The sequence below is a fragment of the Anaerotaenia torta genome, from assembly GCF_050433395.1.
GTDB classification, from domain to species: domain Bacteria; phylum Bacillota; class Clostridia; order Lachnospirales; family Lachnospiraceae; genus Mobilitalea; species Mobilitalea torta.
Genome location: NZ_JBNPXH010000007.1, coordinates 210099 through 229453 on the forward strand (window position 1 = coordinate 210099; position 19355 = coordinate 229453).

Here is a 19355-nt window from a genome sequence, read left to right on the forward strand (position 1 = left end):
CCTTTTGATCAACTTAGGGAAGAAAGTCTGGGTTTCTATATACCGCTAGGACTCTCTTCCCTTAATTTCATACGACTTTACCTTAATAGAGCGATTATATCCAAGGGAAGCTTATCTTTCTGCATCTATTCCCATGGAGTATTATAGAAACAATAAGTTGTCCTGTCACAGTCTATAAAGATGTAGACTTCTTCTGAAGCAGTTTTATAGCGATAAATAGAACAGCCTTTCTTTATGTAATTCGTCTGCAATTCCTTCGTGGGAAATTCACTCGGACTAACCGGTTCCACTGTAATCCCCAGCAATTCTGCGGCATCTATTTTTTTTGAATGGTTGGCAATGTGACCTATGGTTAAACAGCAATTATTATATTGATTCCGCATTATATAATATTACCTTTCATCTCTGATAGCTTTTGCAGTTGATTGACAAAATCTACCTCAGGTGATAAGATGAAGTTCATAATGGAAATCGCAGGGATGCAATATCCATACCGGCAAAAATAGATACAATTGGAGGAAACCTATGAGAAGAAAGGACAGAGAGATTACAGACCTGGATGAAATTTATGGTATTATCAGGAAATGTGACGTATGCAGGCTGGCATTCCATAATGACAAATACCCGTATATCGTTCCAATGAATTTTGGTGTCATCTTTAATGAGGAAGGATTTAAGCTGTATTTTCATGCGACTTTGGAGAGCACAAAGCTGGAACTGCTGGGTCGAAATCCAAAGGTTGCCTTTGAGATGGACTGCAGTCATAATCTGATTACGGGTGAGGATGCCTGTTCTTATACGATGGAATATGAAAGCGTCTGCGGGAACGGTGAATTGCGTGCTGTAGAAGAAGAGGAAAAGGTTCTCGGACTGACTGCCCCGATGGAGCAGTATCAAAGGGAGAAGGAATTCCATTTCTCTGAAAAAATGATCAATAGAATAGCTGTATTGGAGCTTACGGTCGATGAGATTACGGGAAAGAGGCTCAGAAAGGAAAGGTGAGAATAGGATATGCTGTATGCGTTGAAATCCATCCTGCGCACCCCTGTAAAAAGCCTTTTGCTGGCTGCTTTGATTATGGTGTCCACTGTTTTGCTCTCCATCGGAGTTGGGATGCTGGCGGCATCGGAGGGGATGCTTAAGGATGCGGATCGTGTATTTTTAACAGCCGGTGAGTTTGTATATGAGAATATAGATTTCTGGGATGGTATAGAATACAATGAAGAGCTGGAGAATATAGCCTCCTCTTTTTCCCCGGAGAGGTATGAACGGGAAGAAGCGCTTCTGTTGGAAGAAAACATAACCCAGAGAGCGTATCTGGAGGGATACCGGTCATCCAGCACGAACTCCCCCTATGCGACTTATTCGGTCTTAACGGTATCTGTGCTTTATTACCATGAACCCTTCCAAGCATGGCGTGCTCTGGTACTGGATACCAATTATACGGAGAAGGATTCTGTAGAGCAGATGATTTTTATTATAGCCGATGAAGAACATCCGTTACAGGAAGGGAAATATGTTATTTTCGGCTCCCTTCGAAGAATTCCGGGAAAGATTTATCCTGCCTTCACAATTTTGTCAGCAGCAGATATCATTCCACCCGAGGAAACCATGGATATAGCAGACTGCTCCATTGCAGAGTTTACGGGGGAAGAGAGCTTTTGGCAGGGGCAGGTAGGAAGCTACTATAACAAGGTGGCGGATACCTTACGAATCGCCAACCAGTCCGTCGATGTCACGGCATCCGGCCGGATAGAGGCTGTTTCAGAATTCCACAGAGGTACCTCGGTTCTGACAGAAGGAAGCTTCTTTGATGAAGAAGATTATAAAAGCGGAAAAGCCTGTATTATTTCCAGGCAAATGGCAGAAAGCTTGGAGAAGACCGTTGGAGATTCCATCTCTCTCTCCTTTCATTATCCCACGAAGGGACGAAAAAAATATGACAGTTATCGAAGCGGTGACGGTTTTGCCCATCAGGAGCAGCTTGCAATCAAGGGAATCTATTCCTCGGAATATAATAACAATCCGGTTTATATTCCATATGCAGGGCAGCCCTGGCTCGGACACAGCAGCAATGATCCGGTACTGGCAAGGGTGGTGCTGGACAACCGGAAGGCAGAAAAGTATGTGGAACAGGTCACTCAGCTTTTGCCCGATGGTGTCAGATTATATGTATATGACCAGGGCTATCAGGCCTCCAGCGCACCCATTAAGAACATGGAGAGAACGGCATACATCATAACTTTAACCTGTCTCATTGCTTCGATCATCGTATTATGCCTGTTTTCGTACTTACATATCCATACAAATAGAAGAAGTGTCCGAATTCTGCTAACTCTGGGAACAGGAAGCAGGCGGGTGGTCAGACATTTTGTGGTCGGCGGCGGAATAATCGCATTTGCTGCCGTCACATTAGGGAGTTTTTTCGGCTATCTGATTTCCAAAAGAGTGGTATCCACTGTATATTCCAATATGAGGGGAAACCTGAGTCGGGATTACCGCTTCAGTATTAACGGCTATGGGATCAGAAGTACGGAATTTACTACGGCCCCCCAGATTTCTCCGCATGTTTTCGGATTATTGGGTATTACAATTCTTATATTAGCGCTTGTTCTTTGCGGTATATTTACACTGTCTGCCATTCGGCGGCAAAGGCCGGAAAGAAGGCAGCGGAGCGGAAAAGCGGGAAAAGAAAGAATGGAGAAACGGGTTCCAAAAGACGGGACCAGTTCTGGCGGCGGAACAAAGCAGCTGGATGTGCTTCCTTTTATTTCTCTGCGCTATGCCATGAAAAACATTACCAGAAGCGGAAGACAAAGCATCCTTGTTCCCATGCTATTTGCGGCAATGCTTCTGTTTCTCTGTATTTTTGCCCAGGTTCGAAGAAATTTCCAGGAGAGGCTGGGCTCGGTGTATGAGGAGATACCGGTCACCCTTCAGTTTACGGACGCAGTAGGGAGGAAAACAGATTATCTGGCTATCAATCCCGGCAGTTTGGAGGAACTGGGCAAGACCGAATTTACCGGGAACGGCTGGGCCTCTGTCCGGTATTACGCAAGATATACGGGAACTTATGAGACAGCGGACGGTTCCGTACCGGAGAAAGGCTTTTCTCCATTTTCCCTGCCTGAGAATGAGTATGCTCTGGAGGCACTTCAATATCTATGGCGTTCTAATTCCATTCCTTATGTAGTAACGGAAGATGTCCGGCATTCACCCCAGTTCTATAATACGGATGGAGTGGAGATTAATTGGCTTGAGGGAATGGATTGGGATACCTATTCCAATGGTATTGACGCCGAGAATGGTCTGTGGGGCTGTATTCTTCCCGTAAGCTTTATGAAAGAAAACCATTTGGCTATGGGTGATGTGATTTCCTTTGCTGTACCATATACGACGGATTTTTTCTATGTTCAAAACGTGCTTACTATCATAGGAAACTATATGGACGACGGAATCAGCAACGCAGTATTTGTCTCCGAGAAAGCCTGCATGAATGCGCTTGTAGCAATACGGTATGACGGAAACAGAAACATTGTGGGGGATCGATGGAACGCCGCGGGCTTCCAGCTGCAGCATACGGAGAGACTGAGTGATTTTAAGGGCTGGCTGGAAACACGTTACGATCAGACTGGTGTGTCGGGAAAGCACCGCAAATGGGTTGTAATCGATGACAGAGCCTTGTATGATACTTTGGAAAACTTGAATCGTTATATTCAATATATGGACTTGATTTATCCGATCTTGTTCGTATTAATTGCAGGAATTGGATTTCTTGTTTCAAATCTGCTGTTAAAAAACAGGGCAGGGGAAATGATTGCCCTGCGCACCATGGGGCAGGGCAGAATCGGGATATTTCTCTCTTTCTTCTGGGATTCGTTCCTTCTGTCTGTTTTGGGCGGATGTATAGGCCTGCTGTTATCGGTACTTTTCTTTCAGGACTGGAGCCGCCGGGAACTGGTACAGAATGCTTTGCTGCTGGCTGGCTGCTATTATACAGGTACATCCATTGCCATTATACGGACCTTTCATAAAGAAATTCTGCGAATGTTAGCCTGGAGGGAGGAATAGAGCATGGAAAATTTAAAAACTACGGAAGTACCGTTACAAGAAAATGATGCTGTTTTAGAATTGAAGGAGGCATCCTATTGCTATGAAACTCCTTATATTACGGTAGAGGCAGTCAAAAAAGTAAGCTACCGTTTTGAAGCTTCTAAATTCTATGCCATAAAGGGAGCATCGGGAAGCGGCAAGACGACCCTTCTGTCCTTGATGGCAGGTCTGGCTCTCCCCACGGGCGGCGATCTCTTATATACAGGAAAGTCGGTGCTTCAGCTGAATCTGGATAAGCACCGCAGGGAGCATGTGGCTGTTATTTATCAGGGTTTTAACTTACTGGAGAAGCTTACGGTAACAGAGAATGTCATGTATCCCATGGAACTGAATAAGATAAAAGCCAGGGAGGCCAGAAGACGGGCCAAGGAGTATCTGGCTCTGGTGGGACTGACAGAGGAGGAAGCGATGCGCTTTCCTTCCACCCTGTCAGGAGGACAGCAGCAGAGGGTTGCCATCGCCAGAGCACTAGGAACCCCCGCAAAAGTTATTCTGGCAGATGAACCTACCGGAAGCCTGGACCGGGAGAACAGTAAGAAGATAGTAACCTTATTACGGCAGCTGGCGCAGGAAAGGGGTTATTGCGTCATCATGGTAACCCATGATCATGAAGTGGCGGGGTATGCAGACCGGATTCTTGAAATGGAGGATGGGTGCCTTGTGAGACAGGAAAGGGGAGAGTAGGATATGCTGTATGCACTGAAATCCATTCTGCGTACTCCTGTAAAAAGCATCCTGATGGCGGCTTTGATCATGGTATCTACTGTGCTGCTCTCAATTGGAATCGGAATGCTGGCTGCATCGGAGGGGATGCTCAAGGATGCGGATCGGGTGTTTTCAACAGCCGGGGAGTTTACCTATGAGAATATGGACTTTTGGGATGGTATAGGATATAATGAGGATCTCGAGAATTTGTCTTCCTCTTTTTCCCTTAAGGATTATGAGCGGAAGGAAGTCCTTTTGCTGGAGGAAGACATAACCCAGAGAGCTTATATGGACGAATACAAGTCTGAGGATAGTTCTCCCTATGCGGACTATACTGTCTTAACCGTGTCATTGCTTTATTTCTATGAGCCTTTTAACGCTTGGCGTGCGGTGGTATCAGAAGTAAATTATTCAAGGCAGGAAGCGGTATCCGATTTGATTTTTATTGTAGTCGACGAAGAACATCCGTTAACGGAAGGAAGATATGTTGTTTTTGGTGCCCTCCGAAGGATCCCTGAAAAAATGTATCCGGGCTTTACGATCCTTTCGGCGGAAAATATTGTGGCGCCGGAAGAAGGAATGGATGTATCCGAGTGTTCGGTTGCAGGGTTTACGGATAAAGAAAGTTTCTGGCAGAGCCGGACAGGCAGATATTTCAAAAAGGTGGCGGACACCTTGAGGGTAAACAATCAATCCATTGATGTCACTGCATCAAGCAGGGTTGAGTCTGTTTCCGCTTTTCACAGAGGAGCCTCTGTTTTGATAAAGGGAAGCTTTTTTGATGAGGAGGACTACAGGAGCGGCAATAGCTGTATTATTCCGCAGAAGATGGCAGAAAATATGGATAAGACCATTGGAGATACAATCTCTCTGTCCTTTCATCAACCCACAAAGGGGCGGGGGAAATATGACAGCTATCAAAGCGGGGATCGATTTGCGTATCAAGGAAAGTTTACAATTACCGGAATCTATTCCTCGGAGGATAACAGTGAAACGGTCTATATTCCATATGCGGGACAGGACTGGCTTGGACATAGCGCCAATGATCCGGTACTGGCCAGGGTAATATTGGATAATCGAAAGGCAGAGAAATATGTGGATGAGGTGACAAAGATTTTACCGAAGGGCATTCGATTATATGTATATGACCAGGGTTATAAAGCCTCCAGTGCACCGATCCAAAATATGAGGAGAACGGCATATATCATCACTTTGACTTGCCTGATTGCCTCGATTATTGTTTTATGTCTGTTCTCGTATTTACATATCCATACCAATAAAAGAAGTATCCGGATTCTGCTCACTCTTGGAACGGGGAGCAAGAGAGTGGTAAGACATTTTATAATTGGCGGCGGTGCCATTGCATTGATTGCTGTTACCATTGGGAGCTTATGCGGCTATCTGATGTCACAAAGGCTGATATCTGCTGTATATTCCAGTATCAGTGAAAACCTGGATCGGGATTATCGATTCAGTATTAATGGCTATGGAATCAAGAGTGCGGAATTTAGTACGAAGCCAATTCTTGACCCTTCCGTTTTTTGTCTTCTGGGAATTGGTATATTGCTGATAGCATTGATGCTTTGCGGTATATTTACTCTGATTTCCATTATGCGGCAGAGGCCGGAGAGAAGACAAAAGAAAGGGAAGACCAGGAAGGAGAGCGCAAGGAAGGCAATCTCCGGTTCCATCGGAGAGAAGATGAAAATGGACTTAATTCCTTTCATTTCCCTGCGCTATGCCATGAAGAGTATTATAAGGAATGGAAGGCAGAGTTTGATTGTTCCTCTGTTGTTTGCGGCAATGCTCCTGTTTCTTTGCATTTTCTCAAAAATACGAATGAATATTCAGGACAGGATGGATTCAGTGCATGAGGATATACCGGTTACGATGCAATTTACGGATTCGTCAGGACGGAGGACAGATCGTCTATCCATCGGTATCGATAGCCTGGCGGAGATCGGACAGACCGGTTTTACCAGCTCTGGCTGGTCCTCTCGCCGTTATTATGCAAAATATATGGGGATCTCTGAGAAAGCGGATGGCAGTTTGCCGGAAGAAAGTTTTACCATGTTTGAAATACCGGAAAATCCATATAAGCTGGAAACAATGAAGTATCTGTGGCGTTCTAGTTCCATTCCCTTTGTAGTGACAGAAGATATTCGGCACTCACCCCAGTTCTATAATACGGACGGAGTGGAAATCAACTGGATGGAAGGAATGGATTGGGATATTTATTCCAATGGCATTGATCCGCAAAACGGAAAGTGGGGCTGTATTCTTCCTGTCAGCTTTATGGAAAAGAATCAACTGTCTTTGGGAGATATTATTTCCTTTACAGTTCCATATACAGGAGATGCCCTATATGCTCAAAATTTGTTTACAGTAATCGGGAGCTATATGGACAATGGCATTGGCAGTGCCATGTTTGCAACACAGGCGGCTTTCTATAATTCAATAATATCAGTCCTGTATGACGGAGTTACCCTTCTGTATAAAGTTGAGGAGGACAAATGGCAGGCCGCAGGCTTCCAGCTGCAGCATACGGAGAAGCTGAGTGATTTTAAGGGCTGGTTGGAAACGCATTACGATCAGGCCGGTGTAACAGGAAAATACCGTAAATGGGTCGTAATTGATGACAAGGCTTTATACGATACTTTGGAAAGTCTGAATCGATACATTCAATATATGGAATTGCTTTATCCGGTACTGTTTGTGTTAATCTCCGGAATCGGATTTCTTGTTTCAAATCTGCTGTTAAAAAACAGGGCAGGGGAAATGATCGCCCTGCGCACCATGGGCCAGAGCAGAACCGGAATTTTTCTCTCATTTTTCTGGGATTCCTTTGTTTTGTCAGTTTTGGGCGGTGGTATGGGTCTGTTGTTAACGGCAGTTTTATTCAAGGGCTGGAGCAGAGAAATGGTACAGAACGCTCTGCTGCTGGCTGGCTGCTATTATGTGGGCGCATCCATTGCCATTATACGGACCTTTCATAAAGAAATTCTGCGAATGTTAGCCTGGAGGGAGGAATAAGGTATGGAAGATTTAAAAAAACCGGTACAAGAAAATGAAAATGGTGTTATTTTAGAATTGAAGGAGGCATCCTATTGTTATGAAACCCCCTATATTACGGTAGATGCAGTTAAAAAAGTGAACTACCGTTTTGAAGCCTCTAAATTCTATGCCATAAAGGGAGCATCGGGAAGCGGCAAGACGACCCTTCTGTCCTTGATGGCAGGTCTGGCTCTCCCCACGGGCGGCGATCTCTTATATACAGGAAAGTCGGTGCTTCAGCTGAATCTGGATAAGCACCGCAGGGAGCATGTGGCTGTTATTTATCAGGGTTTTAACTTACTGGAGAAGCTTACGGTAACAGAGAATGTCATGTATCCCATGGAACTGAATAAGATAAAAGCCAGGGAGGCCAGAAGACGGGCCAAGGAGTATCTGGCTCTGGTGGGACTGACAGAGGAGGAAGCGATGCGCTTTCCTTCCACCCTGTCAGGAGGACAGCAGCAGAGGGTTGCCATCGCCAGAGCACTAGGAACCCCCGCAAAAGTTATTCTGGCAGATGAACCTACCGGAAGCCTGGACCGGGAGAACAGTAAGAAGATAGTAACCTTATTACGGCAGCTGGCGCAGGAAAGGGGTTATTGCGTCATCATGGTAACCCATGATCATGAAATAGCGGGGTATGCGGACCGGATTCTTGAGATGGAGGATGGACGCCTTGTGGGAGATGCCGTGGCACAAGCTATTCCATCTGCCGAAATGCAGTAAGTTCTAAATTCTTTTATTGACAAACATTTCCCCTTATGCTATCATATTTTAGTGTGCCGCACAATGAGGTATAAGCTTTGCTCGTTGGTCAGGCAGTCCGTAACAGGAATGCTTGCCGTCAGCAGACACCGCAATTGGCGAGTAATGATAATAGGAGGTGCCAATATGTACGCAATTATTGCAACTGGTGGAAAACAGTACAAGGTAGCGGAAGGCGATATCATTAAGGTAGAGAAGCTTGGTCTTGAGGCTGGAGCAGCTGTTACTTTTGATCAGGTACTTGCCGTGAATGACGGTAAGTTAGTAGTAGGTGAGCCTACAGTAGCCAATGCCAAGGTTTCTGCAACTGTTGTTGAAGAAGGCAAGAACAAGAAAGTTATTGTTTACAGATACAAGAGAAAGAGCGGATACCATAAGAAGAATGGTCACAGACAGCCGTTCACCAAGGTTAAGATTGAAAAGATCAACGCATAAGCAGATATGATTGACGTATCTATTTATAAAAATTCAGACAATATGATTACTGGTTTTAAGCTTTCCGGCCATGCGAAGTATGCCAGATCCGGCAGAGATGTCGTGTGCGCGGCAGCATCCGTGCTGGCGGCGAATACCGTTAATTCTATTGAGCAGTTCACCTCAGACCGGTTTACCGTGGATGAGGACGAGAAAAAAGGTTATTTAGAATTTCATGTGATTTCCGAACCCAGCAATTATGCAAGCCTGCTCCTGAATTCCCTGGCCCTGGGGCTGTACGGGATAGAAGCGGAATATACTTCAAAGTATATCAGCATTACCCAGGTGGAATCACAGTAACTTTGACTAATATAACTTGTATGTTGATATGTAATTAAGAATTATAGGAGGTGTAGAACATGTTAAGAATGAACCTTCAATTTTTTGCTCATAAAAAGGGTGTTGGTTCTACCAAGAACGGTAGAGATTCCGAATCCAAGAGATTGGGTGCTAAAAGAGCGGACGGTCAGTTTGTTCTGGCAGGCAATATTCTTTACAGACAGCGCGGAACGAAGATCCATCCCGGTTTAAATGTTGGACGCGGCGGCGATGATACATTATTTGCTTTAGTTGACGGCGTTGTTCGGTTTGAACGTAAGGGCAGGGACAGGAAACAGGCCAGCGTGCATCCGGTAGAGACAAAGTAATAAGACATTCGTTGATTAACCCCAAATTCTCACATAAGGATTTGGGGTTCTTTAATACAGAAACAAGAAGGCTATGGTTTTAATATAGAGAGGACAAGATAGGAGCCTTGCTTCACCGGACGGATTTGAAAGAAATCCCGGAAGCAGGAAGAATATCTTGATCGGGTGATAAAATGTTTGCAGACAGAGCGGAGATTCATATCCGGTCCGGAAAGGGCGGAGACGGTCACGTCAGCTTCCGCAAGGAAATCTTTGTTCCTGCCGGCGGTCCCGACGGGGGGGACGGAGGCAGAGGCGGTGACCTGATATTTGAAGTAGATGAAGGGCTCAATACCCTGACGGATTTCCGATTCGTTCGGAAATACAGCGCACAGGACGGGGAACCCGGCGGAAAGAAGCGCTGCCATGGTAAGGATGGCAAGGATCTGGTGATCAAGGTGCCGGAGGGCACAGTGATCCGGGAGAAGGAAACCGGCAAGGTAGTTGCCGATATGTCCCACGGCAACCGCAGGGAAGTGATTCTGCGGGGCGGCAGGGGAGGCAAGGGAAACCAGCATTATGCCACCGCCACCATGCAGGTTCCCAAATACGCGCAGCCTGGTCAGAAGGCCCAGGAGATGGATGTTATTCTGGAGCTTAAGGTAATTGCGGATGTGGGTCTGGTGGGATTCCCCAATGTGGGCAAGTCCACGCTGCTGTCCCATGTCACCAATGCAAGGCCGAAGATCGGCAATTATCATTTCACCACCCTGAGTCCCAATCTGGGGGTTGTGGATCTGGAGGGCGGCGGTTTTGTGATTGCGGATATTCCGGGCCTGATCGAAGGCGCATCCCAGGGGCTGGGGCTGGGACATGAGTTCTTAAGACATATCGAGAGAACCAAGGTGATCATTCATTTGGTGGATGCCGCATCAACCGAGGGAAGGGACCCTATTGAGGATATTGACACCATCAACGGGGAGCTGGCTGCTTATAATGAAGATCTGGCCAAACGTCCCCAGGTGATTGCCGCCAATAAAATCGATGCATTATACGAGGAAGAAGCCCAGGAGGTACTCCAAAGAATCCGGGATAAGTACGAACCCCAGGGAATTGAGGTGTTTCCCATCTCCGCGGTGAGCGGCAAGGGAATGAAGGAATTGCTGTACCATGTGAAAGGAATGCTGGCACAGCTTGATAATACACCGGTTGTATTTGAGAAGGAATTCTTTCTGGAGGATCTGGCCGGCTCGAACCTGCCTTTCGAGGTCTGGAAGGAAGAGGAGAATCTGTATGTGGTGGAAGGCCCCCGCATTGAACGGATGCTGGGCTATACGAATCTGGATTCCGAGAAGGGCTTTGAATTCTTCCAGAGGTTCTTAAAGGACAACGGGATTCTGGAGGAGCTGGAGGCCCTTGGCATTGCAGAGGGTGATACGGTACGAATGTACGGTCTGAGCTTTGACTATTATAAATAATCCCAATGATGTTTGGATGGAGAGGAGTAAAAGATGACCACAAAGCAGAGAGCTTATTTAAAGGGACTGGCCATGTCCCTGGAACCGATCTACCAGATCGGGAAAGCCTCCCTGACTCCTGAGCTTACCCAGGGGATAGGAGAAGCGCTGGAAGCAAGGGAGCTGATCAAGATCAGCGTTCTGAAGAACTGTGCCGACGATCCGAAGGAAATGGCGCAGATTCTGTCGGAACGCACCCATTCCCATGTTGTTCAGGTGATTGGGAAGAAGATTGTCCTGTACAGGGAATCCAAGGACAAGAAGAAAATCCTTCTTCCCGTTGAGAAGAAAGCGAAGAATTAGGAAGACTCATATGAAGATGATTGGAATTATGGGAGGAACCTTTAACCCAATTCATAACGGACATTTGTTTCTTGCGGAAAACGCCTATGAGCAGGTCGGCCTGGAGCAGGTTGTATTCATGCCTTCTAAAAATCCTCCCCACAAGGCAAAGCTGGAGGGAATTACGGATCAGCAGAGAGTGGATATGATTGCCCTCGCCATTGAGGACAATCCTCATTTTGTCCTTTCCACCCTGGAGTTGAAGCGGGACGGACTGACCTATACGGCGGATACCCTGGAGCTGTTGACGAAGGAGCATCCGGAGGAAGAGTATTATTTTATTGTCGGGGCGGATTCCCTGTTCATGATGGATCAGTGGAAGGAGCCCCAGAAGATCTTTGACCGGTGCAAGGTGGCAGCGGCCTGCCGGGACGGGCTTGACCTGAAAGCCCTGGCGGATCAGGCACAGTATCTGAAGGAGAAGTTTCACGGAGAGATTCTTCTGGTGGAGATGCCCATGATGCAGCTCTCCTCCGAGAGCATACGCGGACGGGCGGCCAGGGGGCAGTCCCTGCGCTATTATCTGCCGGACCGGGTGATCGCTTACATTGAAGAAAATCAGTTATACCAGACACAGCGCTGACCGGAGGATGAACGGGAATGAAATTGGATGATCTGAGGGACTGCATGAAAAATACCTTAAAGCAGACACGTTATCTTCACAGTCTGGGTGTTGAGGAAGTGGCCTGTGATCTGGCGGTAATCTACGGCTATGATATGGAGAAGGCCGGAATTGCCGGGATTTTGCATGACTGTGCTAAGAATTTGTCCGACGGGAAGCTGCTGTATTATTGCGAACTCTATCATTTGCCGGTATCCCGGGCCGAAGCCTTAAGCCCTTATCTGCTCCATGGCAAGGTGGGAGCGGTATTGGCCAGGGAAAATTACGAGGTGGAAGACCAGGAGATTCTGGATGCCATTACCTATCATACCACAGGCAGACCGGCTATGGGCCTTCTGGAGAAGATAATATTCACCGCCGATTACATTGAGCCCTTCCGAAAGCCCCTGCCTGGAATGGATGAGGTCAGAAGACTGGCCTATTCGGATTTGGACCAGGCGGTTCTTATGATACTGGAAAGCACCTTAAACTATTTGGAGGAAACGAAAGCAAATCAGTTAATTGACCAGACTACGGCGGATACCTATGCATATTATAAATCAAGGCTGAACAGAGATTTTTAATAATTTATATCGAAAAAACCTATGGACGGATGAAATAAAGAAAGGAAAATGTTATGGACAATTCAAAGAAAATGGTTAAGCTGGCTTACCATGCACTGGAAGAGAAAAAGGGTGAAGATATCACCGTGATTGAGATCAAGGATATCTCCATCATTGCAGATTATTTTATCATTGCAAACGGCTCGAACTCCTCCCAGGTGGATGCCCTTGTGGATTCAGTAAAGGAGACTTTGGGCAAGGAGGGCTTTGAACCCAAGAGAATCGAAGGGGTAAGAAGCGCCAGCTGGATTCTGATGGATTACGGTGATGTCATTGTGCACGTATTTTCCAAGGAAGACCGTCTGTTCTACAATCTGGAGCGTATCTGGAGAGACGGAAAAACTGTCACCAGGGAACAGCTTGAGGTTTAATAAAAGTTCAAAGTCATAAGATCAAAGTCAAAAAGATGCGGTGAATTAAGTGAAGAAGTAAACTGGATACGAAAACCACGGTATGAAATCAATTGATGATGTTTTCATACCGTGGTTTTTTTGAATTCTATTGAATTAAAAATCTTTCCCTGGGACACAGCCGTTAAAAAGCGTCTCGTTTATTTCAGCCAAACATGCGGAAGAGGCCGATTACCTTGCCTTGGATGTTCAGATCCGGCACAATGATGGGTTCCATGGTATCATTCTCCGGCTGCAGGCGGTAATAGCCATTCTCCTTGTAAAAAGTCTTAACCGTAACCTCATCCTCAATCAATGCCACTACATAATCCCCGTTCTTGGCATGGGACTGCTTCTGCACCAATACCTTATCCCCGTTAAAGATTCCCGCATTAATCATGCTTTCACCCTTGACCTTCAGCATGAAGGTCTCTTCATTGGGCATAACCTCGGCGGGAATCGGGAAGTAACCCTCAATATTCTCAACCGCCAGGATCGGCTGGCCCGCAGTGATGGTGCCTATAATGGGCACATTCACCAGATCACGCCTTGTCAGGTTAAACTCGTCGTCTATGATCTCAATCGCACGCGGCTTGGAAGGATCACGGCGTATGTAACCGTTCTTCTCCAGAGTCTCCAGGTGAGAGTGGACGGAAGAAGTGGACTTCAGCCTGACGGCCTCACAGATCTCACGCACCGCCGGCGGGTATCCCTTATTAATAATCTGAGATTTTAAATATTCCAGTATTTCTTTTTGCTTATTGCTTATTCTGCCATAACCCATAAAATATCAGCCTCCATTTCCCGATTAACTGTTTCTATTATTAACGCATGAACCAAAATCTGCTCTGCTATATCCGGAAATTGCAAGCTGGCTTGAATTTCCTTACGTTATTCCCATTATAGCATACCAATTATAAAAACGCAAAACTTATGTTCTGAAAAACGAAAAAATGTTTGTAAAACAAAATATATGTTCGAAACCTATTGACAAACATATGTTTGATAATTATAATAAGAATATGAAACAAGTGTTCGTATCATATGTTCTGTTTTTGGGGAAGAACAGATGAATTGTATCCCTTCCCTGGCAAAGGGAAGCTATGAGCGGAAGGGTCATTGGAATATATAATGATTGGGAGGATAGAGCAATGGCGAGAAGGGGAAATTATTTTACGGAAAGCAGCGCCTATTATCAGATGAACAAGAAGAGAATATGGATGGCAGGTGCAGCGATATTGCTGATCGTGCTGGCCTTCTCCATATTATTTATTACGAAGACGGTAACGGCCCAGAGAAACAGCGACCGAAGGAAGCTGGTAACCTGCGTTGAGATACAGAAGGGCGATACGCTATGGAGCATTGCTTCCCGGTATTATACCGATGAATATTCCGACATGAACGAATACATCCGGGAGATCAAGGAGAGCAACCGAATGGTTTCAGATGTAATTCATCCGGGGAACTATATTGTTGTTCCCTATTATACAGAAGCCGTCAGCCAGGCTTTGGAACCGGGGGCGGCAATGGCTGCCGCCCCGCGGGATCAACGGGATTAACAGATCTGAAAATTCCTCCTTGACAGAAGCGGATGATATGAATATAATAAGGGATACTATAGAATTGTCAGTTAATTTAATAGCAGGAATGGCTGAGAAGAGGAGAGTAATTACCGGGGCGGTCTACAGAGAATTCCGGGTGCTGAGACGGAATGACAGGAAGGGTAATGAAACAAGCCTTGGAGCTTCATACGGATTCGGATCTTTGTGGTATCTGTTCTGCATTTGATATGCGTTCTGCGTTTTACAGAATTGGTTCTATTATGGCAGGATTGATTTTACCATAGGATCGGATGATGCTATGACGTGGGTTCACGTTACAGGACCAGGGTATCTAAGGTACCCGATGAGGTTAATATGGCGACATATTAATGAAACAGGGTGGCACCACGATGAATCTATCGTCCCTACAGGAATACTGTAGGGACTTTTTTTGTACAAAAAAATTAAGCAAATAACCAGGAGGGAAGATTATGAGGAAAATAAAAAAGGGAGAAAGGCCATCCTTTCCCAAAAGAGCGGTGATAACGGCAGGAATGCCCTATGGCAACAAGGAGCTTCACTTTGGCCATATTGGCGGAGTGTTCATTCACGCAGATGTGTTCGCCAGATTTCTAAGAGACAGAATTGGGAAGGAGAATGTGATCTTCGTATCGGGAACGGACTGCTATGGATCGCCGATCTTAGAGAGCTACCGCAAGCGGAAGGAAGAGACGAATACGGAACTGACAATTGAGGAATATGTGCTGGAGAATCATAAGAAACAGAAGGAGGCTCTGGAACGCTATCAGATCAGCTTGAATCTCTACGGGACATCAGCGCTGGGCAGGAGCGGGGAGCTTCATGCGCAGGTATCCTGTGAGGTGTTCGAGGCTTTATATGAAAAAGGCTATCTGGTCCGGCTGTCAACTCCTCAATTTTTTGACCCGGTTTATAAGATGCTGCTCAATGGGCGGCAGGTGGTAGGCCAATGCCCGATCCAGGGCTGTGCTTCGGAAAAGGGCTATGCGGATGAATGCTCCCTGGGGCACCAATACATGCCGGTTGAATTAATAAATCCCCGGAGCACCCTATCCGGCGAAATCCCGGAGGTCAGACAGGTGTCCAACTGGTATTTCCGTCTGGAGGACTTCCAGGGGCTGCTGTCGGAAAGGCTGGCATATCTCAGGGCGCATTCCAACGAAAGAGGATATCAGCTGAGCGCCATGGAAGAATTTCTGAAGAAGCCGGTAATCTATGTGAAGAAAAATCAATGGGGCAGAGCCTGTGGTCTGATGAATACCACTAAAATAGATGCCTCTAAAATGGATCCCTCTAAAAAGGAGGGAACAATGGAAAAGGAGGGGGTAACTGATTTTCCGAAGCATGAGTGTCTGGAGGAAGGGAATAAGAGCTCCGCCACCCTGGTATTTGACCGGCTGGAGGACCGGGAGCTTGCCCGAAAGCAGCTCAGTGAAATGGGAATCAACTATAGAACCGGCAAGACCCTGGTTCCCTTCCGCCTCACCGGGAATATTGAGTGGGGTGTCCCGGTTCCGGAAAAGGAAGGGCTGGATCAGCTTACCTTCTGGGTATGGCCGGAATCCCTCTGGGCCCCTGTCTCATTTACCAAAGCTTATCTGGAAAGCAGAGACAGGGATGAGGAGGAATGGAAGAAATGGTGGTGCTCCGAGGAAGCAGAGGTATATCAATTTATCGGAGAGGATAATATCTATTTCTATGGAATAGCGGAAATGGCTATGTTCATGGCGCTGCAGTCCGGGGAGCCGGGCATCCTGCCCCGGGAAGGGGATATTACCCTTCCTCATCTGATCGCCAACAACCATGTTCTGTTCATGGATAAAAGGGCCGGCAGCAGTTCGGCAGTCAAGCCTCCTATGGCTTTAGAATTACTGGATCATTATACTCCGGAGCAGCTTCGGATGCATTTCCTCAGCCTTAGCCTGGCTTCGGACAGCGCCAGCTTCCGGCCCAGGATGTATATGGAGACAGAGGAGGCCGGACAGGATACGGTATTAAAGGAGGGCAACCTGCTGACTAATGTATTTAACCGTTTGGTGCGGTCCTGCTTCTATACCTCCCAGAAATATTATTTCTCCAAAATCCCCCGGGGCGAAGTGAGCCGGGAGAGACAGGAGGAAGCAAAGGAAGCTGTTCTGGCCTATGAGAGGCATATGTACAACCATGAGTTTCACCGGGTTACGGATCTTCTGGATCAATATATCCGCAGCATGAATAAATATTGGGTGAACAAAATTCGGATCGCCGAAACGGAAGGGGAGGATGAGCTCAGAAAACAGGTGCTGATCGATACCTTCCATGCGGTTCGCACGATTACCGCTTTGCTGCATCCCATGGCGCCTGCCGGATGTGAGATGATACAGGAATATCTGGGCATCGGGGAGGAGCTGTGGAGCTGGGAATATATCTTTCACACTCTGGAGGAGTTAATTCCCGATCCTGCTTCCCATGAGCTTAAATATCTGGAAGCCCGGGTGGACTTTTTCCAAAAGCATGAAAGACAGTTTCTTTGATTTTCTTTAAAGTATATTTAAAGTTTTTGTGATATGATGAAAGAAACTGGTCAGGAGGTGGAAGTGTGAGAATTCTGTTAGCGGAGGATGAACGGGAGATGTCCAATGCATTAGTGGCGATTCTGAAGCATAATAATTATTCCGTTGATGCGGTTTATGACGGAGCGGATGCCCTGGATTACGGCTTATCCCAGAATTACGACGGTATTATATTGGATATCATGATGCCGAAGAAGAACGGATTAGAGGTGCTGGAGGAGCTTCGGGCAAAGGGGATTCATACACCGATATTAATGCTGACCGCAAAATCCCAGATTGAGGACCGGATTAAGGGGCTGGATACCGGAGCCGATGATTATCTCAGCAAGCCCTTTGCCATGGGAGAGCTGCTGGCGCGGGTCCGGGCCATGACAAGGCGCAAGGCTGAATTTACCCCGAATTTAATTCGGATGGGGAATCTCAGTCTCAACAGGGAGAACTATGAATTATCCAACGGCGATACCAGCCTTCGTCTGAGCAGCAAGGAATTTCAGATGCTGGAAATGCTGATGAACAACCCCAAGCGCCTGATTTCTACGGAGCAGTTCATGGAAAAGATCTGGGGCTATGACACAGAAGCAGAGATTAATGTGGTATGGGTATATGTATCCTACCTCAGAAAGAAGCTGGAGTCCCTGGGCGCCAATAGGAAGCTGAAGGCAGTCCGGGGAATTGGCTATACCTTGCAGGCAGAGGATGCTTTGGAGGAAAATGAATGATTAATCAATTACAGCGAAAGTTCATTATGATTACCATGGCTTCCTTGTGTCTGGTCATGGTACTGCTGGTAGGAGCAATTAATATCATCAATTTCTACCGGACGGATCTGGATGCCGACAGAATCCTTCAGATGTTATCTGAGAACAAGGGAAAATTCCCTGAATTTGACCGGGGTATGGAGCCTCCCAGGGACAAACGGCCGGGCTTTGAGATGAATGAGGAGGCCAAATTTCAGACCAGATATTTTTATGTCAAGCTGGATGAAGGAAAAGAAGTGGAGGAGATCAATACCAGCCATATCTCCGCGGTAGGATCAGGAGATGCCCTGGACTATGCCGAGGAGGTATTGGATTTGAAGAAGACCTCCGGGTATAAGGGAAATTATAAATACCGGATCATTGATACTCCGGATGGTTCCATGATTATTTTCCTTGACGTCAGAAACCAGATGCAGATGGTGATGTATTTCTTTCTCACCTCCTGCGGGGTGGCATTGGGAACCTTGCTGCTGGTGTTTATTCTGGTGTCCGTGTTTTCCAAAAGGGCAATTCATCCCATCGTCCAGAATATGGAGAAGCAGAAGCGTTTTATCACGGATGCCGGACATGAGATCAAGACCCCTATTGCAATTATTTCAGCTAATGCCGATGTCCTGGAACTGACTTCCGGTGAGAACGAATGGATCATCAGCATCCGCAATCAGACCGCCCGCCTGGACAAGCTGGTGAAAAACCTGCTGCTCCTCTCCAGAATGGAGGAGGAGAATATTGAGATTACCTATCAGGATTTTGACATGAGCCAATGTGTTCAAAGCATTGCCGCATCCTTTCTTGCTGTGGCTGAGAGCCAGCATAAAAAACTGGATATTGATGTTGTTCCCCATATCCTTCTTCACGGAGATGAAGGCTGTATAGAGCAGCTGGTGTCCGCTCTGCTAGACAATGCCATGAAATATTCCAATGACCGGGGAGTGATCCGAATCAGTCTTTCTCCATATAAGAGGGGGAGTAAGCTGGAGGTATATAATACGGCGGAGCATGTAGAAACCAAGGATTTAGACCGGTTCTTTGACCGTTTTTACCGGGCAGATGAATCCCGGTCCAGGGAAACAGGAGGTTATGGGATTGGCTTATCCATGGTGAAATCCATTGTCGAAGCTCACCACGGAAGGATCAGTATCCACAGCAATGACGGCAGGTCAGTAGTGTTTACAGTGATTTTATAATACAAAGGATTAATGCTAGAAAATAAATTTAAAAAGGTGTACTTCAGCCGGATATCCGGCTGAAGTACA

Annotated in this window: 18 protein-coding genes and 1 other annotated feature; of the genes, 17 read left to right on the forward strand and 1 reads right to left on the reverse strand. The window is 46.5% G+C overall.

Annotated elements, in window-relative coordinates; genetic code table 11:
- The first annotated feature begins 525 nt into the window (after nucleotides 1-525).
- The 13 genes from HNQ56_RS13205 (at nucleotide 526) to rsfS (ending at nucleotide 13191) form a co-directional block, all read left to right on the forward strand.
- Nucleotides 526-1002, forward strand: coding sequence for a pyridoxamine 5'-phosphate oxidase family protein (locus tag HNQ56_RS13205; RefSeq protein ID WP_429146862.1), 477 nt, complete (start codon nucleotides 526-528; stop codon nucleotides 1000-1002).
- Between the two features lie 9 nt (nucleotides 1003-1011).
- A complete protein-coding gene (locus HNQ56_RS13210) occupies nucleotides 1012-4071 on the forward strand; it encodes an ABC transporter permease (protein WP_429146865.1) in 3060 nt (1019 codons plus the stop codon).
- Nucleotides 4072-4074: 3 nt separating this feature from the next.
- On the forward strand, nucleotides 4075-4797 hold the full coding sequence (locus HNQ56_RS13215) for an ABC transporter ATP-binding protein (RefSeq protein WP_429146868.1): 723 nt from the start codon (nucleotides 4075-4077) through the stop codon (nucleotides 4795-4797).
- 3 nt (nucleotides 4798-4800) lie between these two features.
- A complete protein-coding gene (locus HNQ56_RS13220) occupies nucleotides 4801-7851 on the forward strand; it encodes an ABC transporter permease (RefSeq protein ID WP_429146871.1) in 3051 nt (1016 codons plus the stop codon).
- A 3-nt stretch (nucleotides 7852-7854) separates the two neighbouring features.
- Nucleotides 7855-8598: an ABC transporter ATP-binding protein gene (locus HNQ56_RS13225; protein WP_429146874.1), complete on the forward strand. Its 744-nt coding sequence runs from the start codon at nucleotides 7855-7857 to the stop codon at nucleotides 8596-8598.
- A gap of 165 nt (nucleotides 8599-8763) precedes the next feature.
- Complete coding sequence (gene rplU, locus HNQ56_RS13230) at nucleotides 8764-9072, forward strand: 50S ribosomal protein L21 (RefSeq protein ID WP_429146876.1); 309 nt, start codon at nucleotides 8764-8766, stop codon at nucleotides 9070-9072.
- 6 nt (nucleotides 9073-9078) lie between these two features.
- Nucleotides 9079-9411 (forward strand): ribosomal-processing cysteine protease Prp, encoded by a 333-nt coding sequence (locus HNQ56_RS13235; protein WP_429146879.1) that lies wholly within the window; start codon nucleotides 9079-9081, stop codon nucleotides 9409-9411.
- 59 nt (nucleotides 9412-9470) lie between these two features.
- Entirely contained in the window at nucleotides 9471-9758 is a 288-nt protein-coding gene (rpmA, locus tag HNQ56_RS13240) for a 50S ribosomal protein L27 (protein ID WP_429146882.1), read from the forward strand.
- Nucleotides 9759-9931: 173 nt separating this feature from the next.
- The gene (gene obgE, locus HNQ56_RS13245; protein ID WP_429146885.1) at nucleotides 9932-11215 is read left to right on the forward strand and encodes a GTPase ObgE; all 1284 of its coding nucleotides are present in this window, start codon (nucleotides 9932-9934) and stop codon (nucleotides 11213-11215) included.
- 33 nt (nucleotides 11216-11248) lie between these two features.
- Nucleotides 11249-11557 (forward strand): ribosome assembly RNA-binding protein YhbY, encoded by a 309-nt coding sequence (gene yhbY, locus HNQ56_RS13250; protein ID WP_429146888.1) that lies wholly within the window; start codon nucleotides 11249-11251, stop codon nucleotides 11555-11557.
- Between the two features lie 10 nt (nucleotides 11558-11567).
- On the forward strand, nucleotides 11568-12179 hold the full coding sequence (gene nadD / locus HNQ56_RS13255) for a nicotinate-nucleotide adenylyltransferase (protein WP_429146891.1): 612 nt from the start codon (nucleotides 11568-11570) through the stop codon (nucleotides 12177-12179).
- Between the two features lie 17 nt (nucleotides 12180-12196).
- The gene (gene yqeK / locus HNQ56_RS13260) at nucleotides 12197-12781 is read left to right on the forward strand and encodes a bis(5'-nucleosyl)-tetraphosphatase (symmetrical) YqeK (protein ID WP_429146894.1); all 585 of its coding nucleotides are present in this window, start codon (nucleotides 12197-12199) and stop codon (nucleotides 12779-12781) included.
- Nucleotides 12782-12834: 53 nt separating this feature from the next.
- Nucleotides 12835-13191, forward strand: a complete 357-nt coding sequence (rsfS, locus tag HNQ56_RS13265) for a ribosome silencing factor (RefSeq protein WP_429146896.1) — start codon at nucleotides 12835-12837, stop codon at nucleotides 13189-13191.
- A 184-nt stretch (nucleotides 13192-13375) separates the two neighbouring features.
- Here the strand turns inward: rsfS and lexA are convergent, their stop codons facing one another.
- The gene (gene lexA / locus HNQ56_RS13270; RefSeq protein WP_429146899.1) at nucleotides 13376-13993 is read right to left on the reverse strand and encodes a transcriptional repressor LexA; all 618 of its coding nucleotides are present in this window, start codon (nucleotides 13991-13993) and stop codon (nucleotides 13376-13378) included.
- A gap of 367 nt (nucleotides 13994-14360) precedes the next feature.
- Here lexA and yneA point away from each other — a divergent pair, with 367 nt between their 5' ends.
- From yneA to HNQ56_RS13290, 4 genes are all read left to right on the forward strand, one after another.
- Complete coding sequence (gene yneA / locus HNQ56_RS13275; protein WP_429146902.1) at nucleotides 14361-14768, forward strand: cell division suppressor protein YneA; 408 nt, start codon at nucleotides 14361-14363, stop codon at nucleotides 14766-14768.
- A gap of 85 nt (nucleotides 14769-14853) precedes the next feature.
- Nucleotides 14854-15180, forward strand: a binding site (T-box leader).
- Nucleotides 15181-15241: 61 nt separating this feature from the next.
- Complete coding sequence (locus HNQ56_RS13280) at nucleotides 15242-17302, forward strand: class I tRNA ligase family protein (protein ID WP_429146904.1); 2061 nt, start codon at nucleotides 15242-15244, stop codon at nucleotides 17300-17302.
- 65 nt (nucleotides 17303-17367) lie between these two features.
- On the forward strand, nucleotides 17368-18060 hold the full coding sequence (locus HNQ56_RS13285; RefSeq protein WP_429146907.1) for a response regulator transcription factor: 693 nt from the start codon (nucleotides 17368-17370) through the stop codon (nucleotides 18058-18060).
- Nucleotides 18057-19286: a sensor histidine kinase gene (locus HNQ56_RS13290; RefSeq protein WP_429146909.1), complete on the forward strand. Its 1230-nt coding sequence runs from the start codon at nucleotides 18057-18059 to the stop codon at nucleotides 19284-19286. The genes HNQ56_RS13285 and HNQ56_RS13290 overlap by 4 nt, the downstream gene beginning before the upstream one ends.
- The last annotated feature ends 69 nt before the right edge of the window (nucleotides 19287-19355 follow it).